Annotated in this window: 16 protein-coding genes, 1 tRNA gene and 4 pseudogenes; 12 read left to right on the forward strand and 9 right to left on the reverse strand. The window is 54.5% G+C overall.

Features of this window, described 5'->3' with window-relative positions; translation table 11 throughout:
* Window positions 1-100 precede the first annotated feature (100 nt).
* The 3 genes from queE to LCH65_RS09635 all read left to right on the forward strand — a co-directional run bounded on the left by queE (window position 101) and on the right by LCH65_RS09635 (window position 1,579).
* Window positions 101-748, forward strand: a complete 648-nt coding sequence (queE, locus tag LCH65_RS09625; protein WP_226439305.1) for a 7-carboxy-7-deazaguanine synthase QueE — start codon at window positions 101-103, stop codon at window positions 746-748.
* A 1-nt stretch (window position 749) separates the two neighbouring features.
* Entirely contained in the window at window positions 750-1,439 is a 690-nt protein-coding gene (gene queC, locus LCH65_RS09630; RefSeq protein ID WP_003364714.1) for a 7-cyano-7-deazaguanine synthase QueC, read from the forward strand.
* A gap of 64 nt (window positions 1,440-1,503) precedes the next feature.
* A tRNA-Lys gene (locus tag LCH65_RS09635) sits at window positions 1,504-1,579 on the forward strand.
* A 580-nt stretch (window positions 1,580-2,159) separates the two neighbouring features.
* Here the strand turns inward: LCH65_RS09635 and LCH65_RS09640 are convergent.
* From LCH65_RS09640 to LCH65_RS09650, 3 genes and pseudogenes are all read right to left on the reverse strand, one after another.
* A pseudogene (locus LCH65_RS09640) lies at window positions 2,160-3,238 on the reverse strand (DNA topoisomerase); the annotation flags it as partial.
* Between the two features lie 207 nt (window positions 3,239-3,445).
* Window positions 3,446-4,402 carry a DUF4231 domain-containing protein gene (locus LCH65_RS09645; protein ID WP_080348745.1) on the reverse strand — a complete coding sequence of 319 codons (957 nt, stop codon included), beginning with the start codon at window positions 4,400-4,402 and terminating at the stop codon, window positions 3,446-3,448.
* Window positions 4,324-6,906, reverse strand: a complete 2,583-nt coding sequence (locus LCH65_RS09650; protein ID WP_164989714.1) for a TIR domain-containing protein — start codon at window positions 6,904-6,906, stop codon at window positions 4,324-4,326. Before LCH65_RS09650 ends, LCH65_RS09645 begins: the two co-directional genes overlap by 79 nt.
* Before the next feature lie 584 nt (window positions 6,907-7,490).
* On the opposite strand from LCH65_RS09650, the pseudogene LCH65_RS09655 reads away from it, so the two are divergent.
* Window positions 7,491-7,622, forward strand: a pseudogene (locus tag LCH65_RS09655) (integrase); the annotation flags it as partial.
* A 43-nt stretch (window positions 7,623-7,665) separates the two neighbouring features.
* Here the strand turns inward: LCH65_RS09655 and LCH65_RS09660 are convergent.
* Window positions 7,666-7,926, reverse strand: a pseudogene (locus tag LCH65_RS09660) (transposase); the annotation flags it as partial.
* A gap of 349 nt (window positions 7,927-8,275) precedes the next feature.
* Between LCH65_RS09660 and LCH65_RS09665 the strand changes: the two are divergent.
* Window positions 8,276-10,360, forward strand: coding sequence for a hypothetical protein (locus tag LCH65_RS09665; protein WP_003430838.1), 2,085 nt, complete (start codon window positions 8,276-8,278; stop codon window positions 10,358-10,360).
* A gap of 355 nt (window positions 10,361-10,715) precedes the next feature.
* On the opposite strand, the pseudogene LCH65_RS09670 reads toward LCH65_RS09665, so the two are convergent.
* A pseudogene (locus tag LCH65_RS09670) lies at window positions 10,716-10,808 on the reverse strand (twitching motility protein PilT); the annotation flags it as partial.
* Window positions 10,809-11,167: 359 nt separating this feature from the next.
* On the opposite strand from LCH65_RS09670, the gene LCH65_RS09675 reads away from it, so the two are divergent.
* The 3 genes from LCH65_RS09675 (at window position 11,168) to LCH65_RS09685 (ending at window position 13,515) form a co-directional block, all read left to right on the forward strand.
* On the forward strand, window positions 11,168-11,434 hold the full coding sequence (locus LCH65_RS09675) for a cupin (protein ID WP_226439306.1): 267 nt from the start codon (window positions 11,168-11,170) through the stop codon (window positions 11,432-11,434).
* A gap of 54 nt (window positions 11,435-11,488) precedes the next feature.
* Window positions 11,489-12,070, forward strand: coding sequence for a DedA family protein (locus LCH65_RS09680; RefSeq protein WP_003368249.1), 582 nt, complete (start codon window positions 11,489-11,491; stop codon window positions 12,068-12,070).
* Between the two features lie 119 nt (window positions 12,071-12,189).
* A complete protein-coding gene (locus LCH65_RS09685; protein WP_060708791.1) occupies window positions 12,190-13,515 on the forward strand; it encodes a hypothetical protein in 1,326 nt (441 codons plus the stop codon).
* A gap of 70 nt (window positions 13,516-13,585) precedes the next feature.
* On the opposite strand, the gene LCH65_RS09690 is transcribed toward LCH65_RS09685, so the two are convergent.
* Window positions 13,586-14,440: an oxidoreductase gene (locus LCH65_RS09690; protein ID WP_226439307.1), complete on the reverse strand. Its 855-nt coding sequence runs from the start codon at window positions 14,438-14,440 to the stop codon at window positions 13,586-13,588.
* A gap of 322 nt (window positions 14,441-14,762) precedes the next feature.
* Here LCH65_RS09690 and nadA point away from each other — a divergent pair, with 322 nt between their 5' ends.
* Window positions 14,763-15,821: a quinolinate synthase NadA gene (gene nadA / locus LCH65_RS09695; RefSeq protein WP_096128288.1), complete on the forward strand. Its 1,059-nt coding sequence runs from the start codon at window positions 14,763-14,765 to the stop codon at window positions 15,819-15,821.
* 75 nt (window positions 15,822-15,896) lie between these two features.
* On the opposite strand, the gene LCH65_RS09700 is transcribed toward nadA, so the two are convergent.
* Window positions 15,897-17,330 (reverse strand): M48 family metalloprotease, encoded by a 1,434-nt coding sequence (locus LCH65_RS09700; protein WP_003368258.1) that lies wholly within the window; start codon window positions 17,328-17,330, stop codon window positions 15,897-15,899.
* Between the two features lie 140 nt (window positions 17,331-17,470).
* Here LCH65_RS09700 and LCH65_RS09705 point away from each other — a divergent pair, with 140 nt between their 5' ends.
* On the forward strand, window positions 17,471-17,722 hold the full coding sequence (locus tag LCH65_RS09705) for a sulfurtransferase TusA family protein (protein WP_003368260.1): 252 nt from the start codon (window positions 17,471-17,473) through the stop codon (window positions 17,720-17,722).
* Between the two features lie 35 nt (window positions 17,723-17,757).
* On the forward strand, window positions 17,758-18,828 hold the full coding sequence (locus LCH65_RS09710; RefSeq protein ID WP_011267087.1) for an AI-2E family transporter: 1,071 nt from the start codon (window positions 17,758-17,760) through the stop codon (window positions 18,826-18,828).
* A gap of 66 nt (window positions 18,829-18,894) precedes the next feature.
* On the opposite strand, the gene LCH65_RS09715 is transcribed toward LCH65_RS09710, so the two are convergent.
* Entirely contained in the window at window positions 18,895-19,368 is a 474-nt protein-coding gene (locus LCH65_RS09715) for a peroxiredoxin (RefSeq protein WP_003317382.1), read from the reverse strand.
* A 9-nt stretch (window positions 19,369-19,377) separates the two neighbouring features.
* On the reverse strand, window positions 19,378-19,941 hold the full coding sequence (locus LCH65_RS09720) for a glycine cleavage system protein R (RefSeq protein WP_003368263.1): 564 nt from the start codon (window positions 19,939-19,941) through the stop codon (window positions 19,378-19,380).
* A gap of 325 nt (window positions 19,942-20,266) precedes the next feature.
* Here LCH65_RS09720 and dapA point away from each other — a divergent pair, with 325 nt between their 5' ends.
* Complete coding sequence (gene dapA / locus LCH65_RS09725; RefSeq protein ID WP_003368265.1) at window positions 20,267-21,145, forward strand: 4-hydroxy-tetrahydrodipicolinate synthase; 879 nt, start codon at window positions 20,267-20,269, stop codon at window positions 21,143-21,145.
* The last annotated feature ends 15 nt before the right edge of the window (window positions 21,146-21,160 follow it).

Raw genomic sequence — 21,160 nt, forward strand, 5'->3', positions numbered from 1 at the left:
CCGGTACACCTTACGCTTTTCTGGATTCCGCGATTGTCGAGTCCCTTGAAGTGCCTGACGGAGGCGGACGGCCTGTTTAGCTGTTACGCCCGTGGCTGATATGCAAGACACATTACGCATCACCGAAATCTTTCACTCGTTGCAGGGTGAAACCCGTACGGCTGGCCTGCCCACCGTATTCGTACGCCTTACCGGCTGCCCGTTGCGCTGTCAGTACTGCGACAGTGCCTACGCGTTCAGTGGCGGCACCATTCAGAAGCTGGACGACATCCTTGGACAAGTGGCCTCCTATCGCCCTCGTTATGTCTGCGTCACCGGTGGCGAACCTCTCGCCCAGCCCAATGCCATTCCGTTGCTGAAGCGTCTTTGCGATGCAGGCTATGAAGTGTCTCTGGAGACCAGTGGTGCTCTGGATATCTCGGCGGTGGACCCTCGTGTCAGTCGCGTAGTAGACCTCAAGACCCCAGGGTCAAAAGAAGTCTCGCGTAATCGCTACGAGAACATGGAACTGCTGACGGCCAATGATCAAGTTAAATTCGTGATCTGTTCGCGCGAGGATTATGACTGGGCCGTTTCCAAGCTGATTCAGTACGGTCTTGATCGTCGTGCGGGCGAAGTTCTGTTCTCGGCCAGCCACCACGAGCTCAAGGGCCGTGATCTGGCGGACTGGATCGTGGCTGATAACCTGCCGGTACGCCTGCAGATGCAGTTGCATAAAATTCTTTGGGATGACGAGCCGGGGCGCTGATATGAGTGAATTGACCAAGACTGAAAAAAGAGCCGTGATCCTCCTGTCTGGTGGTTTGGACTCTGCGACCGTCGTAGCCATGGCACGCGCCGAGGGTTACACCTGTTACACCATGAGCTTCGATTACGGCCAGCGTCATCGCGCCGAGCTGGATGCCGCTGCACGCGTTGCCGGTGATCTCGGTGCCGTGGAGCACAAGGTCATCGGCCTGAACCTCAACGGTATAGGTGGCTCGGCATTGACCGACAGCTCGATTGCCGTGCCTGAGTCGCCTTCTGAAGGCATTCCGGTCACCTACGTACCGGCACGCAACACCGTCTTCCTGTCGCTCGCCCTGGGCTGGGCAGAGGTCCTGGGCGCGCGGGATATCTTCATTGGCGTCAATGCCGTGGATTACTCGGGTTATCCGGATTGCCGTCCCGAGTTTGTCGAGTCATTCGAGCGCATGGCCAATCTGGCTACCAAGGCCGGTGTGGAAGGGCAGGGCTTCACCATCAGGGCGCCGCTGCAGAATCTGAGCAAGTCGGACATCGTCAAGGCTGGCACTGCGTTGGGAGTCGATTACTCGCTGACGGTTTCCTGCTACCAGGCTGACGACCAGGGTCGTGCCTGTGGCAAATGCGACAGCTGCCGTTTGCGCGCAGAGGGCTTTACCGCCGCCGGTATCGCAGACCCGACTCGCTATTTTTAAAGTTTTTTAAAAAAAGGTGTTGAATTACTCATAAAAATCAGTAATATACGCGCCACACAACAGAGGGTCGTTAGCTCAGTTGGTAGAGCAGTTGGCTTTTAACCAATTGGTCGTAGGTTCGAATCCCACACGACCCACCATTTCGAAAATCTGGAAGGCCCATGAAAATGCGGATTTCCAGGTTTTTTTTTGCCTTGCAGATATCCGGCCTAAGGTGGGTAGCTGATTGGGCTTCCGTCACGGCATTGAGGCAACGATCTGTAAGGCAGCTGGCTAGTCTTTCGAAGCTGAAGGCAGGCGATACCGTTTGAACGCGATGCCACCCAGACAAGCAGCCGTCTGTCGCGAGACATAGCGCCGGCAAGCCGTGATGTCAAATTGCAAGGCGGAGTGCAGCTTCAGAGCTACTGGAGGCCACGCATATTTTTTCATCCTGACGCAGTGCGTGGCTGTTATCGGCTATCTTGCACGTCTACTGAAACTGAATACATGCTCTGGCGAGCGCTCATGATGATGGCATTTAGGGATCCGCCGCACCGTCGACTCACTTTACAGATCCACTGCTCCAAGGGATCTTGTAACAGCCGTTGGGCGATTGAAAAGATGCCTTGCCTTCGCTGATTGTGCCTATGTCTTCTTCGGCTGCAGTCTGAACAACCATCTCGCCAGCAGCATTTTCCCTGATCCAGCGAGCAATATCCTCCAATTCGCCGAACTCAAACGTTGCTCCGGGTCGATCAGTTGCAGCGTCTTACCGATAGATGGATCAGTTCGGTTTAGAGCATCGAGGACCATGGGGACTTCATCAAACATGCTCTCCGGCAGGTACCCGCAATCGGTCCTTGGGTAGGTCGTCGCCTTGTGAGTTTCATAAAGTGACTGTGCTACGTCCAGCGTCTCTTGCACACCCATCCCAAGCTTTGCAGAGCACACCTCCTGCAGGGTGCTCAGATCGAACGGGAGCGGAGCTGGATCCTTGCCACGCTTTGTATCAACAGAAACTGTTGAGGCAGCCTGACTACATTTCAGCGCGGCCAGTGCAGCAGTTGCAGCAGCTTGATCAAGGCAACTGCCTTCCTCATCTACCACGTACTCATCGGCGACCCATTTCGCCAAGAACGATTGTCCTGCCGTACAGAGCTGAACCTCGACACTCCAGAACGGTTTGGGTATGAAGTTCGAGATCTCCCGGTCGCGGTCGACCACCAGGCGAAGGGTCGGTGTTTGGACACGGCCCACGGAGAGCACACCGGTGTACCCGGCCTGTCGGCCGAGCAGGGTGAATAGCCGCGAAAAATTCATACCGATGAGCCAGTCCGCTCTGGAGCGAGCGCCGAGAGATACAACGGGTAGGTTTCAGAGCCTTGTTTGACGGTGTTGAGCGCCTGGCGGATGGATGCTTCATTGAGCGCAGACAGCCATAGCCTTTGAATCGGTCCCCAGTACCCACAATACTCGATCAGTTCGCGCGCGATCATCTCGCCCTCGCGGTCAGCGTCTGTCGCAATGACGAGCTCGGTGGCCTGCTTGAGTAGCTGCTTGACGATCTTGAACTGGCTGGCGGTTTTCGGCTTGACTAGCACTTTCCATTCCGCAGGCAGGATTGGAAGTGTGTCCAGGCTCCAGTTTTTCAGGTGCTCTCCATAGGCATCGGGAGGAGCTGTTTCCAGCAAGTGTCCAATTCCCCAGGTCACGGCCACACCATTGCCTTTGATGCAGCCGTCACCTCGTGTCTTGGCCCCGAGTACGGCGGCGATGTCTTTACCCTGGCTGGGCTTCTCGCACAGATACAAACGCATAAGGACTCCGATGAGGTCGTTTTACTCAAAGGGGAAACATTGCCTGCTTGAGAAGTCATGCGCCTTATCAAACCCTATCTGAGTAGCAGTGGGTTGTGGAAGGATGAAAACTCCGTAGGAAATGGAGCGTGACTGAGGAGACCGGGACATCGCTCTATAGCGATCAAAAGCTTAAGCGAAACCAGCGGGCAAGCCGATCTCGATTGACTAAATTTTTGCGAATTCGATCAAACCACGCTTCGCAGCCCATTGAGTATGCTCCCTCGAAAACAGAGACTCTGCCTCCCCTACGAAATCATTAAGTTCGGAAGTTTTACTTATGCTATGGAGATAGTGTGTCAATAGCTCTATTTCATTATAAGTTAATGAGTATGCAGCGGATAACTCGCCATATCTTCTAGCTTCAATCCAGCCGATTAATGCAGTTGTTAGGGACGCGAATAGACCAGTGGCAATGCTCCCGATAAAGATACCTGACTCATCGAGAATCGAAAGCGTTATGGCAGCTACGTTGCTGAACGCTAAAATGGAAAAAAAAGCGACAGATATATTTTTCAGTTTTCTGGCTTTGATTTTATACCACTTTGACTGGTTTCCAAGCCGAAGTCTGGCATAGAGAGAGATTCTATTCTGCAAGTTTGAACTTAGACTGCTAGTCTGTGGGGGGAGCTGTGATGTATCAAAAGTGAACTTCTGAAAGCCAATTATTTTGTTGGTTTGTTCACAAGCTTCTTGGATGCGTGCGACAAATAATTCCTGAACATGAGAGTTTGGCGCTTCAAATGGATGAACGGCCATTGTGTAACGCCATGTTAAAGTTTTAATTGACTCAGATAAGGATCTCGAAGCGTACCATTTTTGATCTAGTCTCAGTTTTTTAATCGTGAAAGATATTATTAAGCTCAGAATTAGTAGCAAGGTTTTAGGATATTCAATGGCTTCAAGATTGAGCAGGTCGATGCCAGCACTTGCAACCAGCAAGCTCAAGTTTACAGCAACCAATCCATAATGCGAATTTTGATATAATTTGGAGTATCGTCCAGCTTCAGTCTGTGTAGGAGGATAGTTAACTGTGTCCGACGACATCATTTCTTTGCCCCCAGCATTTTTGTATTTTTGTCCAAGTCCTGCAGTTGGAGCTTGTCCATGGGGAGGTCTAAGCATGCCGAAATTTTCTGCTTGTCTCTGTAATCTACCGGAAACATGTAAATGTGCTGAATAACGATTTCCTTTAGTATTCGATCGCAGACAACATTTCCTTTGAATTCATTTGCTAAGGTATCAAGTACCTCGTAATTCAGTCTCTTGTGAAAGCTCAATTCAATAGCTTGGTTGATTAGTTTTACCGCCGGTGTTGGAGATAGTTTCTCGATCACTTTATAGATTTCTTCAGCTTCGATGCATCCGGTTGAACTAGCGATTTTACGTATCATCGCGTAAATAGCTGAATAGGTGTAAAGGAGGAATGTCCCCCGTGCTTCTTTTATAATATCCTGATCAGTCTGTTGCGGATTTTCCCGGATCTGTTGAGCTATAGTGAGAATTACACCTTCTTTTGCCAAGTCCGAAATGTCAATAAAAAACTGTAAAAACCTTAGTCCGCACGAATATGCCTCGGTCAGTAGGCTAGTCAGTTCTGCTTTGCTCAGAGATGCATGCCGGTTTCGAACAATTTGACCAATCAACTCAGAACCTTTGAACACCTTATTGATTTTTGCAAATAAGCCATTCGCATCGATCCCTTCATGATGCTGTTCTTCATTGCTGAAGTCTTCCTCTGAGCTGTCAAGCAGCTGTTGATGTTTTTCTCTTTCTCGATGAACTATTCTTTGTTTGATTACTAGGCCTGGTATGTCTCTCAAAAATTCTTCGAGAAAAGCGGTGTCTTGAGCTTTTAACGTCGCAGGGTCATTCTCGCTGAACAGTTCCATTAGGCATACTTCTATCTCGTCTAAAATCCACCTCTCCTTGGTGTGATGAGTAATGAATATTATGATATTCGCGTAGTCTTCGCGATGTAGCCCCTCCAGAAGTTTCGTTATTTCTTTCTTGATGCTATCAGTTTTGGTGAATGAGTCTGCTAGTTTCTTTGCGGCGAAAAAGTAGTAAATGTATGGGTATTTAAAGGATACACAGTTTTCATGTGTGGCTAGAATGCTGGCTTTGTGAAGGTCTTCCGTTATTTTTGTTTTATCAACGCTTAGGTATTCGAGGGCATAATTATCGTAAAATTTGGAAAGCTCTTCTACCGACAAAGCTTTGCCGGAGTTAGAATATTGAGCCCAAGCCAGCTCGGTCATAACGTTCATGTACTTATCAATTTCTTTAGGTTTTACCTCTATTCGCTCTAAAGCTTGATAAACTAGGCTTTGATAGCAATGCCCGTGCGATGTCATGTCCAAGCGCTGAGAGGTAGATGCCTCGAGCATCTGTAAGATGGAAAGGATGAATATCGGTTTAGAGGGTAGGAGCTTTTTTCGTATAATGGAATTGATTTTTGTTTCAATTTCATCACATTCTCTGTACATGTCCTTTTCACTTAGAGACTCTTCTACTCCAAGTAAGACCCATTTTTCAATAAGTTGAGAACGCTTTACGTTGCCGAACTCGTTGATCTGAAAAACATCGAAGTCTTCGAGCTCTTCAAAATCCGGCATGACATATCTGAATGTTTCAGTTGCAAAAAGAACTACTGTATGAAAAGACGATTTCAAGCTCTTGAGCAATTGTTCAATATGCTTTTTGTTCAGGCCGTTCAGATGGAAGTTGTCAATTATCAGTATGCAGCTTTTCAGGTCTTCAGTTTCTAATTTTGTCTTTTGCTGAAGTTGTTCGCTGCTTCGCTTTTCAATTAGTGCCTCGATATTGGCGGATCTTATCTCGCTGCCACATATGTAAATTGGCGTCAATCCCAATTCTAGGGTTTGCCAGCTAATTGCTTTTGCTAGCGAAGTTTTCCCTGCTTGTTCCTCGCCGATCACTAAAGAAAGTTTGGACTCTTTGAGCAAGTTGACAGAGTTTATGCTCTTCCTGACTTTGTTGTTCAGGGTTTTGTTAGATACAATTAGGTCTGGGGCTATAAATATATCACGCAGCCTTACTATATCAGCGACTCTGTGTGTGAGCGTTATTTCGGTGTCATCGAGCCACAGCGTATGCGTTTCGCTAAAAGAACTTTCGAAGCGCTTTGGAGTTGTCTCTACGTGCATTGGCTTGGCCTGCAGGTATTCGGCTATCGACAAGCGTAAACCTTCGACCACATTTTTCCAAGCGCCATCTTTGTCGTCCCACTGGTTAATAGGCCGCCTGTCTTCAGGCAAACCTTGAAGCTCAGCAATTATTGAGCCTTTCACGTCAGTTGCTCTTATGTACACAGGTATAACTTTGGCTTTCTTTTCTCTATGGTGCTGTAGCGCTTTGCCCATTTCTACGTCATAGCAATATCCAGAATGCATAAAGTCAGGGCTGATTAGTAATATAATGATCTCAGCTTCTTCAAGGTTCCTTTCAATCTTGTTTCTCCATTCTTCACCTGCGGTTACATCTTTGTCTGTCCAGGTAGATATTTCGTTGTGGCGCCTCATGTTTGATAAGCATCTTTCGAAACTATCTAAGTAAGACTTGTCAAGGTGGCTGTAGCTAACAAAAACCTTAACTGCAGTTGTCATGTTCTTCCCTGTGGTTATATGCTTGAATTTTATTATAAAAAAGGCGACTACATTTATATCTGGCCTTAGGCATGCTAAAACGTAAACAAACATACCGCCGGAATTAAAAGCCGTGCATTCATAGACTGCTACTCTGCGTCGGCAGGACGTTTCACTTCAATCGCAGATATGTTTTCAAGTCTGAATCATAGCCTGAGATCAATGCTTGTGGCAATACGCCACCCTGAACAGTTGTTTGCGGAGGCTCTCTGATTAAGTCATCCCGCTTTAGACACGTACGGTCTTGAGCTAAACTCTCCCTGAGGTGCTTATAAGCTACTGAATCTTATAGAAATTTAACCCAATAACTTCGTATTTCTGGGATTGCACAGAACATGTGGATTGTCGTAGCGATCTGTTTTTGACGTTTTGGGTTCGTGCCTGACTGCGGAGTGAGACTTGTTACCAGTAACAAAAAGGTTGATAAAATAGGTTATCACCACTTTCTACCGACTTTTAGAAATGGTGTGCGGCATCGTTCATGGCGTTGCCATTGTGACCATGATTTCGATTTCGATCACTTATTAGGCATGATAGGGCTATACATGCAGGACGTGACGAAGATTAGCTCAGGTGATCCACGCAGGCTGACCGTCGTCGAATTTCAGCAATTGGCGGCTGTACCCTCAGCGGTCGAATGGTTTGCTAACCTCGACAACCCACGCACACGCCGCGCCTAGCAAAATGACCTGACATTGCAAAAAAAGGGGTGACCATAGATTTTAAAATGGATTTCTCCCGCTCAAGACGAGCGATCCTGGCTTCCAGCTTCTGAATTTTCTGCTGCTCGGGCGTCAGGGCTTTGCTCTGAGGCATTACGCCATTGCGCTCCTGCTGGAGCTGGCTCGCCCAGCGACGCAGCGCAGATTCCACCACCCCAAGCGAACGGGCGGCTTCGATATGGCTATAGCCTTGGTCGAGCACGAGGCCTGCGGCCTCGCGTTTGAATTCAGCGGAAAAGGTACGGCGTTGCTTGGTCATCAGACACCTCTATCTGGCGATATTCTCGCCTAAATGAGTGTCCGGAATCATTAGACCACTACATAACGGCTGCCGGATCAAGTTGTTTAGAGTCTGGGGTATTTACAGATTTACGCACTGTTTCTAAAAAGCGGTTCGCAGGCTCAAGGGTTTATCGTGGGCCGCCGTATAGCTCGGAACAATCAGATGGACAAATCTTCTCTAAAATATGCACTGAGCGATGCTCGCACTGCGATTGTCGGCAAAGCTTAAACCGTTCGCATTTATTCATCTTGCCAAGGTCAGATCCACAGGATCCGTGCAAGCCCCTTCCCAATCCGTTCGGGTTCCATGCCTAAAGGACAATGTCATGGCGTCAATCGATAGCAAGGCCACCATCAACTACACCGTGCGAACAGGCCCGGGAACAGTGCAGGTCGACCCATCCTCGGGTGGCGATTCAAACTGGAGCATCATCCTTCAGCCTGACGGCAAAATCCTTGTCGGTGGCGAAAGCTTCCAGACTGCCATTGGCTATCCTGGCTCGCCGGGCGATGAAAGCTATGGTACGCGCGGCAGCTACACGGCGGTGCGCCTCAACGCTGACGGCAGCCTGGACAACAGCTTCGGCCAAGAGGGAATTGCCCTCGTGCCCGGCAACCTGGACCCGGAAGATTATGCTTACTACGTAATGGCGGTGCAGGCCGACGGTAAAGTGCTATCAGCACAGCCAGGGCTGGGCGGTTTGAAGGTAGAACGCTTCAACGTAGATGGCACTCTGGACACCACTTTCGGCAAAGGCGGCGCGGCTGGCCTTGATGTACCGATCGGCGCTGATGGAATGGCTATTTACGCCACAGCAGATGGCTCGGTGTACGTCAGCCTTCGCGGCACGTCCCAAGCGATCGTGTTCAAGCTGGACAGCACCGGGGCGCCGGTCGAGGATTTCGGTGCCAACGGCGCACTTCTCCTCAACCCGACGGGGCATTACGGCACCGGTAATATCGCCACCGTTGTGCAGACCGACGGCAGCTTATTGCTCGGCAGTTGGCTGTATGTGGGCGCCGACGGCCCCCACGACCCGGGCGATCCGGTTTATGCCGTTCAGCGACTTGCAACCGACGGCAACCTGGATACCGCGTTCGGTGTGGACGGTGTGGTGTATTTTGATACTGCGCTGGGGCTGGACTACCGGGCTGCGATAACCGTGCAAGCCGATGGCAAGATCATCGTGGCCGGCGAGAGTAACGACAATAACGCCTTCAACGTACTGCGGCTGAATGCGGATGGCTCGTTCGACACCTCCTTTAGTGACGATGGCAAGCTGACGATCCAGGTGCCCCAAGGCGCGAAGAACTATGCCCACTCGGCAATCGTTCAGCCGGATGGCAAAATCCTTATCGCCGGCGACGTGATCACCCGACTGAACGCCGATGGCAGCTTGGACACCACCTTCGGCAGCCAGGACGGCCAATACCACGTGGACGGATCCAGCCAGGCCAACCACCTGATTGGCAACGACACAGCCGAGATTATCCGTGGCCTGGGCGGAGACGATGTGCTGCAAGGCGCGGGTGGCCGTGACGTGCTGGCAGGCGGGACGGGCTCAGATATTTTCCGCTTCACCCAGATCAGCGACAGCTACCGTACCGCTACCGAAACAGGCAGCGACCGGATTCTGGACTTCGACGCCTCTCAGGACCGTGTCGATCTGATTTCGTTGGGCTTTACCGGCATTGGCGATGGCCATAACGGCACGCTGGCCATCCAGGCCAACGCTGAGGGCACGCGCACATACCTGAAAAGCTTCGATGCCGACGCCAACGGACAGCGCTTCGAACTGGCGTTCGAAGGCAACCTGACGGGGCAGTTTAACAGCACCAACCTGGTGTTCACGGCCCCCACCGTCGAAGGAACGGCTGGCAAGGACGTAATCACGGGAAGCGCAATGTCGGAAGTCATCTATGGCCTGGCCGGCAACGACCGTATCGACGGCGGCAGAGGCTCGGATGTGATCATCGGAGGCGCGGGCGCCGACTTGCTGATCGGCGGCGACGACCCGAACCTTTCGGTCTCTGGCCGTAATGGCATCAATGACGCTGACGTATTCCGCTACACGGCAGCCACTGACAGCTACCGCACGGACAGCCAGAGTTTCGTGGACCTGATTGTCCGGTTCGCAAACAACAACGACAAGATAGATGTGTCGGCGCTGGGTTACACAGGGTTCGGTGACGGTACCGGCACTACACTGAAGATGGCCTATAATGCGGATCTGGACCGCACCTACCTCAAGGATGTGGAACCTGACGCTCAGGGCCATCGGTTTGAGATTGCCCTCACCGACGACTGGACCCAGGATCTGGGCAACAACGATATGATCTTTGCGCCAACCGCGCAGGTGTCGCTGGTGGGTGTGGCTAGCGCGTTCACCCAATCACCAGATATGGTGTAGCTGGGCAGAACATTGATGGGGTTCTGAGCAGTGGTGAGGGTGGCTGGCGCGCCTTTGGGCTTGCTGGCTGCCGTTATCCAGGACGACGCTATTCTGGACAACAGCCACTTCACGAACTCATAAAAGTCGTTCTAATGCCCGCCACGGCCTGATGTCGATCCAAGGGTTGCTCAGCACGAGGATTCGATATTCGCATTCACCAAAATCACGGATCCCATTTATGAGATCTCGATTTTCTTTCAGCTCATCCTTTCTGATTATGTTGTCGCTGACAGGATGCGCAGCCAGTATGGATCCTCCAAAGCGCGATCAGCTTGGAGAAAGCGCGCTTTACGGCAGTTGGCGTGTTGCAGGTGTCTTCCGGAAATCCCAACTGGTCGAACTGACGCACCTGCGCATTTGATCTGCGCAGTACGAACACATCCTGGCCGAAGGCATCGGTTAGCCGATCCTCGACCTCAGATTCATCGTCGTAAGAGATGTCATTAGTCAGTGCCTCAACGAGCCGGATACGAAGCGAGCCTAGGCAACTGAGTCGGTAAGCGGTCACACGCCCCCTTGATTGTCAGACCACCGGCCTTTCACCAGCTGGAAGTCGAGGCTTGCGTGTGCGCTTTTCGGGAACTCCCTGCCACCAGGCGATGGTCTCCAATGTGCTCGGCAGGCAGGGCCGGAAGCGCTGGCAAACTTATTGAATGTTGCTCCCTCAAGGTGATCTATAACGCTGTGATTAATTGTCCCGGCGCCGCCATTCCAGCCGTCGATCAGGTTCGCTACTCCATCCAAAAGATTCAGGAAAAGTGAAAAATGGAAAAAGAGGCTTTTTTGCAACTGCTGGCTGCCGAAGGGTTTGGAACCGTTGTTGAAGTTGAGCGCGAAGCGTTTGGAACGCTGAACTCGCATGCCCACAACTTTGAGGCGATGGCGCTGGTTCTGCACGGTAGCCTCGTCATCCATAAATCTGATAGTGATTTCACCTACAACTCAGGAGATATTTTTCACCTGGAATGTAACGAGCCCCATTCGGAAGTGTTTGGTGAGCATGGCGTACGGTACCTCGTGGGAAGAAAGTGACGACGCTGGCCTTTCAGCCTGGATTCAAGTGATGTCAGACGTACAGGAAAGACCATGTTCGAACATCTCGACCTCAACGCGCTGATCGCCGCCTACGGCTATTGGGTCATCTTCCTGGGCTGCCTGTTGGAAGGTGAAACAGTGTTGATCCTTGGCGGTATCGCTGCGCATCAGGGCACTTTGCAATTGCTGCAAGTAATCGGCTTGGCCACGTTGGGCGGTATGCTCGGCGATCAGTTGTTATTCTGGACCGGACGTTATTCCGGGGAGCGCCTGCTGCCCAGACTCAAGCGTCACCAGTCTGCCATTAGGCGGGTCGAGGGGCTCATCCAGCGCTACCCCACGACCTCGGTATTCGCTGTTCGCTTTCTCTACGGCATGCGCCTGGTAGGGCCCATGGTAATAGGTGCAAGTGGCCTGTCGCCTTGGCGTTTCGCGCTTATCAATGTGCTGAGTGCGGCAGTCTGGGCAACCCTGTTCGTCTGCGCCGGCTATTGGGCCGGAGAGGCGTTACAGCATTTACTTGGTGACCTGAAGCCGTATCGCCTGCCAATCTTCCTTTCGGTGGTAGCACTGGTGACTCTCGCGGCGTTGGTGCGGTATATGCGTCGCCGATCCAAGGCAACGCATGATTGAGGTGGCGGTGGAGTCGGCGTAACGGCAAGACGCCCTTCAGTGACGGACAGAGACCTGTCTGTATTGGAACCGCTGTCTGCGTCGGGTCCACCAAGGGGTTTTAGGCCATGAGACCCGCCATGAACCCCATTCGTAATTCTCCGTCTTTCATCCCGCCCGCTCATTCGCCTGCAACTCAAGCGCCATCGCCTGGCACTGCGCTGCATGCTGCAGTGGTCAGTCGCGACAGCAAGGCCGTAGCGCAGCTGCGCAATGAGGGCGCGCGCGCCAATAAACTGGATGCACAAGGGCACTCGCCTCTGGACGTCCTCGACACTATGCGTGATATCGACGAGCGCAGCCGTTCCAGTCTGCGCATGGCATTACTGCAGTCACTCAACCCGACTGCGCCACTGGGCTATACCAAGCCCGAGGCTCTGCACGGAACGCCCTGGGGGCTGGAAATCCTGCAGTCGGGAGCGCTCAGGGGCGGTGTCAATGATGCAAAGGGTGGAACCCAGTCTCTTGAAGGCAAGGTGTTTTTCTCTGATCGAACGCGCGAAAGTGCGAGCGCTGAAACCACTCGTGCAGACTTGCGCAGCAAGCCCAGAATCTATGCGAAAGGTGAGGGGATGCATCCCAGCAATGCTTACTCGCGCGCTCAGCAACACCGAATGGCGCAAGTGATCCTGCATGCGCTGGACAACGGCAGATCGCTCTCCACCAATGAACTCGCGCCATCGATCGAAGTGAGCAGCCCAGAGACGCTGCATATCGAAGGTGCTGCGTGGCTGCAACGTTTACTGCATGGCGGGTACATCAATAAATTAGGCGGGCTCCCATTCATCAATGCCCCACTGGGCGAGCATCTGGACTCACTGAAGTTACCTGGCTCGATTGAGTTGAGAGTCGATGGGCAGGTAAAGAAGTTACAGGGTGAAGAGCTGAATCGCTTTTATCATCAGGCGGCGAGTGAACTGCAGCGTTCTCTGGAAAATGGCAAGGCCCCTTACCTGGGTTTGTTGAACAAGGGAGCCATTGTTCCACTGGTGTTCGGTTTCGAGAAAATCAACAACCTGTCTACGCATGAAATCAAATTACGCTCGAAAACCACACAGCACTCTTATCAGGATACCGAGCACCCACTTGCCGGAAGTCCGGAGAATGGTGGGAAGCTGAAAGAAGTGGAGGTGCGTAGCCTGGGTGATTTCGCCACATTGTGCCTGGGGTGCGCGGTCAAGGGCTTTGAATTGCCTGCCGATATAGTCGTGCGTGTTAAAGGCCAAAAAAGCGAAAAAGCTCAGTATCTGGACGCGCAACAAATACAGGCATTTCGGCAAAACCTGGCAGCTCAAGTGGCCGAGCAGGCAAAGGGGAAGCCTCTGGGAGCACTCCCTTTGCATCAGTTGCAGGAGATCAATTCTCGACTGCGGGCTGGCGATTTAAGTGACTGGACCAACGTTTGAGAACGGGCGGGCGATGCGTGCCTGACAGCATTCATCGTCCCTGCCTGGCAGCTGTGCAGTGCTCAGCACCTCACTCTTTCGGAAAGTCCGCGCCGATGCTGATGTCGCGAACCTGCTCGATATGCTTCAAGCGTGTCTGACGATCAGCCACCACGGCGTCATACCCCCAGCTACCCAATACAAGATGACGCGGCGCATCGGGTTTTTGGGTCAGGGCGACCATCGCCTCTGCGGCACGTACCGGGTCCCCGGCCTGATTGCCACTCGATTGTCTGGTCGACTCCAGACGCTTGCTGGCAGTGTCCTTGTAGTCGTCGATGCGCGATGGCGTCTGGCGCAATGAGCGTCCTGCCCAGTCGGTGCGAAACGGCCCCGGCTCTACGCACGTGACGGAAATCCCCAATGGCTTGACCTCCGCGAGCAGCGCGTCGGAAAAACCTTCGACGGCGTGCTTGGAGGCTGCGTAGTAGCCCGATCCCGGAAAGCCGATAAGGCCGGCAACCGAAGTGATATTGATGATGTGGCCGCTGCGTTGTTCGCGCATGATCGGCAGCACGGCGCGGGTGACGGCGAACAGACCAAACACGTTGGCATCGAACTGGGCACGGATTTCAGCGTCTTCGCCTTCTTCGATCGAGCTCTGATAACCGTAACCCGCATTGTTGACCAGTACGTCGATTCTGCCGAACTGCTCCTTTGCGGCAGCCACGGCGGCTTCTATCTGGTCTGCCTTGCCGACGTCGAGGTCGACCACCAGTACCTGGCCTTTTGCACCCTCGGCCAGGTCTGCGACTCGCGACTTGTCCCTGGCCGTTGCCACGAGGCGCCAGCCGCGAGCGATGACAAGTTTGGCCAGTTCGCGGCCGAAGCCGGTGGAACAGCCGGTGATGAACCACACCGGGGTATTGGTCGATTCGCCTGCCATGTCATTTTCTCCGTCACAAGGGGTCTGATGGTTGTGACAGGGCATAGCGTGCGTCGTTTCATTGAGTCGCCGGTCGGAATCACGCCTCGGCAAGCGGGTCTTCAGGAACGCTTCTCATCGCTGCCTGATGAGCCAGAAACAGCTGTTAAATCAGTTTTTTGGCGCTAGAATCGGCGCGCCTCAAGAAGTCTGGCCGATATCCACCGGGTATCAGCCATAAGCCTTTGTACAGATGGCACAACCTCTGTCAGGCTTTTTTTATTGCCTGTATTTCGGGTGTAAACTTGCCTTTCGCGCACTGGCGCTTTCAGGTCCCGTGAACATGACACAGATCTCCGAACGTTTCCTGGTGCAGGCGCATCTTGATGCCAAACAGCCCAGGACGTTGAGCCCGGCAGAGCAGGCGCGTTACCGTGCCGACATTGCTGAGGAACTCAAGAAGCAGGACGCCGTGCTGGTCGCTCACTATTACTGTGATCCGGTTATCCAGGCGCTGGCCGAGGAAACCGGTGGCTGCGTGGCCGACTCTCTGGAAATGGCGCGCTTCAGCAATAACCACGCGGCCAGTACTGTGCTGGTGGCGGGTGTACGTTTCATGGGCGAAACCGCGAAGATCCTCAACCCGGAAAAACGCGTCTTCATGCCGACGCTCGAGGCCACCTGCTCGCTCGATGTGGGGTGCCCGGTCGACGAGTTTTCCGCTTTTTGCGACCAGCATCCGGAGCGTACGGTGGTGGTGTATGCCAACACCTCGGCAGCGGTCAAAGCCCGTGCGGACTGGGTAGTGACCTCAGGCTGTGCGCTGGAGATCGTCGAGAGCCTGATGGACAACGATGAGAAAATCATCTGGGCGCCAGACAAGCACCTGGGCCGCTACATTCAGCGTGAAACCGGTGCCGACATGCTGTTGTGGGACGGTGCCTGCATCGTCCACGAAGAGTTCAAATCCAAGCAGCTCGAAGACATGAAAGCCTTGTACCCCGAGGCTGCGATTCTGGTTCACCCGGAGTCGCCGGAAGCGGTCATCGAGCTGGCTGACGTGGTCGGCTCCACCAGCCAGATGATTGCTGCAGCGCAACGCTTGCCCAACAAGACGTTCATCGTCGCCACTGACCGCGGCATCTTCTACAAGATGCAGCAGCTGTGTCCGGACAAGATCTTTATCGAGGCGCCTACGGCCGGTAACGGCGCGGCGTGCCGGAGTTGCGCACATTGCCCGTGGATGGCGATGAATACGCTTGAGCGCACCTTGCAATGCCTGCGTGAGGGCGGTAACGAGATATTCGTCGACCCGGCGCTGATCCCCAATGCCGTGCGCCCATTGCAACGCATGCTGGACTTCACGCAGGCAGCGCGCTTGCGACAGGCAGGCAACGCCTGACCGCTGTGATGAAAAGCCCGACTGAAGCGTCGGGCTTTTTATTTGTGGTCGTATCGGGCGCCTTGCGCCGGACGATCAGTTCATCATGTCCTTGACCATCCGCTCCTGCTCGATCAGATCCTTTTGCCGCGCATCGATCCGTGATGCCAGCTGAAAATTATTGGCCGCACGGCGTTTGGCGAAGTCCAGCTGCTGGATCGCCTGACGGAAATCACCGACCAGCGCAAAGTACTCGGCGCGCGCCTGATGCAGGCCGATGGTGTTGCCGTTCAGGCCACGGGTTTCCGCCACGACGTACCATATGTCCGGATCGTCCGGGCGGGTCTTGAGCAGCGCTTCAAGGCTTTTCTCTGCCTCGGCCGTGCGGTTCTGCTTGAGCAGCACGTCGATACGCACGTCGTTGAGCGGATAATTGCCGGGGTACAGCGTCAGCATGCGATCGACACGCTGCTGCGCATCGGCCAGCCGGTTATTGGTGATGTCCAGATCGATCTGCGTCAGGTTGTAGGTAATGTCGTTCGGCGCTTTTTCGAGCAATGGCTTGAGGGTTTCCCTGGCCTCGTTCAACTGTCCGCCCTTGATCTGTGCGATGGCCAGGCCATAGCGCGCCGGATCGGATTTCGGGTTTTCAACCAGTTGCGCACGGAAGCGCTTGGCGGCGATGCCAGGCGTTTCTTCATAGATCAGTGCCACGCGGGCGCGCATCAGTTGATACAGCACGCTGTCTTCCTTACCGCCCGGTTTGGCCTGTTCGGCACGGTTGCGTGTGTCGGCGATCCGCGATTCGCTGACCGGGTGAGTCAGCAGAAACTCCGGAGGTCTGGCGTCGAATCGATATTGGCGCATGAGGCGCTCGAACATGGTCGGCATGTTACGCGGGTCATAACCGGCCTTCTCCAGGTTGAGAATGCCGATGCGGTCGGCCTCCTGCTCGTTCTGGCGTGAAAAGCGCCGTTGCTCCTGGATCGCGGCGGCCTGTGAGCCGGCGATGGTGGCGATACCCGCATCACCGGCGCCTGCGGCTGCCATGACGATACCTGCCAGCATCGCGGCCATGACTGGCACCTGCATGCGTTGCTGGGCTTCTATGCCTCTGGCGAAGTGGCGCTGCGACAAGTGAGCCAGCTCGTGAGCCAATACCGAAGCGTACTCGCCCTCGGTCTGAGCATTGAGAAACAGACCGCCGTTGACGCCGATGATCCCGCCGGGTGCGGCAAAGGCGTTGAGTTGCGGGCTGTTGATCAGGATGAATTCAAGCCGCCGGTCCTGAACCTGACTGGTCTCGGCAAGGCTGTAGACCGAGGTTTCGACGTAGTCCTTGAGTTGCGGGTCCGACAGCTGCGCCACCTGGCCGCGCAGCAACCCCAGCCACGCACGGCCCAGACGGTGCTCCTGTTCGGGAGAGACAATCGAGGAGCTGGCGTCACCCAGTGAGGGGAGGTCATCCGCCATGCCGTGTGTAGCGAACAGGCAGGCGAGAGTGAGCAGTGTAGGACGCAAAAAATTCATGCATGAAGCTCTGGTCAGAAGAACCTGTACTGTAGCTGGCTCAATGGCGTGCTGACCAGAGTGAGGTATTCTTGCCGCCTTGTTCGTGCTGCCTTTTCGGCCCCGCTTTGTAATTCGATGTGTCCGCCTGGAGAGAAACGATGTCTGACGCTGTAGTGCGCCCCGAGGCCTGTGATGCCGAACTGGATGCCAGTGGTCTCAACTGTCCGCTGCCCCTGCTGAAAGCCAAGATGGAGCTCAACCGCCTGGCCAGCGGTGCGGTGCTTAAAGTCATTGCCACCGATGCCGGTTCGCAGCGCGATTTTCGAACCTTTGCCAGGCTTGCCGGGCATGAGTTGCTGTATGAAGAGGTCGATGCTGGCATTTATCGTTACTGGCTGCGCAAGGCCTGATCCATTGCTGCGGTTTTTTTCGAAAAGGATGTTTGATGTTCAATGTGCTTCGCAATTGGGTGCAACGCTATTTCTCTGACGAGGAAGCGGTGGTCCTGGCAGTTTTGCTGTTTCTGGCGTTCACCCTTGTCCTGACGCTGGGCGGCATGCTGGCGCCGGTTCTCGCCGGTCTGGTGCTGGCGTTTCTGATGCATGGTCTGGTCAGCGCTCTGGAACGCCTGCGCATGCCTGAAATGGCCGCCGTCGGTCTGGTATTCACCCTGTTCATCGGCGTATTGCTGGTGTTCCTGCTGGTGTTGGTGCCTCTGCTCTGGCATCAGTTGATCACCTTGTTCAACGAAGCACCGGGCATGCTTGCCAAGTGGCAGTCGGTACTGCTGTTGCTGCCCGAGCGTTATCCGCATCTGGTGTCCGACGAGCAAGTGCTGCTGGCCATTGAAGTCGCCCGTGGTGAAGTGGGCAAGATCGGTCAGTTGGCGCTGACGTTCTCGATCTCCAGTCTGCCTCTGCTGGTCAACCTGATGATCTATCTGGTGCTGGTACCGATTCTGGTGTTCTTCTTCCTCAAGGATCGGCACATGATCGGCCGCTGGGCGCGTGGTTATCTGCCCCGTGAGCGTGCCTTGATCAACCGGGTGGCGGATGAGATGAAGCGCCAGATTGCCAATTACATTCGCGGCAAGGTCATCGAGATTTTCATCTGTGGTGGCGTGACCTACATCGCTTTCGCCGCGCTCGGGCTCAATTACGCGGCGCTGCTGGCAATGCTGGTCGGCATATCGGTGGTCGTGCCTTATGTCGGCGCAGTGGTGGTCACCGTGCCGGTGGCGTTGATCGGTCTGTTTCAGTGGGGTTGGGGTGATCAGTTCATCTACCTGATGATCGCTCACGGGATCATTCAGGCGCTGGATGGCAACGTGCTGGTGCCTCTGTTGTTTTCCGAGGCCGTCAATCTGCACCCGGTCGCAATCATATGCGCCGTGCTGTTGTTCGGTGGGCTGTGGGGGTTCTGGGGGATCTTCTTTGCGATTCCGCTGGCCACGCTGTTCAAGGCCGTGCTCGACGCCTGGCCACGCAATGAGCCGACGGTAGCCCCGTTGCTTTGACGCGATCATTGCGACAGAAGGACTGAATCGCTGCGGCACCTTGCGCGCCGCAGCGGGGCATGCTGATCAGCCTTTGTTCAGGGCTTCTGCCTGCGCCAATACTTCAGCCACATGGCCCGGCACTTTCACACCGCGCCATTCCTGACGCAGTACGCCTTCCTTGTCGATCAGGAATGTGCTGCGGTCGACGCCCAGGTATTCCTTGCCGTAGAGCTTCTTGAGCTTGATGACGTCGAACAGTTGGCAGACGGCTTCGTCCTTGTCCGAAATCAGCTCGAACGGGAAAGACTGCTTGGCCTTGAAGTTTTCGTGGGTCTTCAGGCTGTCCCGGGAAACACCGAGCACAACCGTGTTGGCTGCCTGAAACTGCGCGATATGGTCACGAAAGTCCTGGCCCTGCGTGGTGCAGCCGGGCGTGTTGTCTTTCGGGTAAAAATAAATCACGACCTGCTGACCCTTGAGCGCAGACAGCTCGACAGTCTGTCCGCTGGTAGCGGGTGCCTGAAAATCGGGAACCGGATGATCTACTGTGACAGTCATGAGGACTCCTTACATTGGGGCTTGTGGGCGCCAGGGTTCGATCAGTGCGTCCAGATTCAACGCGTCGGCGAAATCGAGGAATTGATCGCGCAGCCAGCTGATCTGCGTCCCGGCAGGCAGTGTCACCGTGAACGTGGCGTTGAGCATGGTGCCGCCGGTCTGCGGAGCCTGATAGGTGTCGCAGATCAGGTTCTCCAGCTCGACGTTGTGGTCAATAAAGAACTGGCACAGCTCATTGATGATGTCCGGGCGGTACGCCGAGCTGACGTAGGCCACGTAGGGCAGGGCTTCCGGACGGTTCTCCAGCGTGGCGCTGCGCACGACGCTGGTCGTGAACGCATGCTTCTTGGAGAGACTCGCCAGGCCGGTTTCAAGGCGCGCCAGAGCGTCCCAGCTGCCCGACACCTGAAGAATCAGCGCACTGCACTCGCCGTGGCGGGTGAGGCGCGAGGTGACGACCGAGCAGCGGTTTTCATGGCTGGCGCGGCACAGGACGTTGGTCAGCTCCATGGGGTTTGCGCCAAGGGCACTGATGACAAGGAATTGTTCGCGAACTGTGGGGGTGGACGACATGCAGCATTCCTAGACGATGAGCGGTCGGTACTTTTTCGGACTTGCGGGGCTGTTTCGACAATCGATGGCGCAAGATAACTTGCCGGGTCCCTCGGCGCCCGGCCTGCATGGATATACCATGACTGGGCTGGAGTGCGCTGGGGCAGGGCTTCTGGCGACAAATTCGACCGATTGAGCGAGGTGCGCAGGTGACCAGTACCGATCAAAGGACGAAGGGTAGCGAAAACCATCGCTCAGGGGAATGCTCAGAGCGCGGTACTTCGCTTGTACAAGGCTGATAGCGCCAGTACCATTACGGCTCTCTTTTTCCGGCAGGAGCGGTTGCATGATTGCGGGCAGTATGGTGGCACTGGTCACACCAATGGATGCACAAGGTCGTCTGGACTGGGACAGCCTGAGCAAACTGGTTGACTTCCACTTGCAAGAGGGCACCAACGCCATTGTTGCCGTAGGCACCACCGGTGAATCGGCGACGCTGGATGTGAACGAACACATCGAAGTCATCCGCCGGGTGGTCACTCAGGTTGCAGGTCGCATTCCGGTCATCGCCGGTACAGGCGCCAATTCGACGCGTGAAGCCGTCGAACTGACCACCAACGCCAAAAATGCGGGTGCCGACGCGTGCCTGCTGGTGACGCCTTACTACAACAAGCCGACTCAGGAAGGCCTGTTCCAGCATTTCAGCCACATCGCCAATGCCGTCGACATCCCGCAGATCCTCTACAACGTGCCGGGCCGTACGGCCTGCGACATGCTGCCAGAGACCGTTGCGCGTCTGTCGACGGTAAAAAACATCGTCGGCATCAAGGAAGCCACCGGCAACCTGCAACGCGCCAAGGACATCCTGGCCAGCGTCAGCAGCGATTTTCTGGTGTACTCCGGCGACGACGCTACAGCAGTCGAGTTGATGCTGCTGGGTGGCAAGGGCAATATTTCCGTCACCGCCAACGTTGCACCGCGCGCCATGAGCGATCTGTGCGCAGCGGCCATGCGTGGCGATGCGCAAACGGCCCGGGCGATTCACGAAAAGCTCATGCCGCTCAACAACACCCTGTTCATCGAATCCAACCCTATCCCCGTGAAGTGGGCCTTGCATGAAATGGGTTTGATGCCAGACGGTATCCGTCTGCCGCTTACCTGGCTCAGCGAAGCCTGTCATGAACCGCTGCGTCAGGCCATGCGCCAGTCCGGCGTCCTGGTTTAATTGAGGAAGTATCAC

Origin of the sequence: Pseudomonas sp. MWU16-30316, assembly GCF_020515645.1 — a bacterium.
GTDB classification, from domain to species: Bacteria; Pseudomonadota; Gammaproteobacteria; order Pseudomonadales; family Pseudomonadaceae; genus Aquipseudomonas; species Aquipseudomonas cerasi.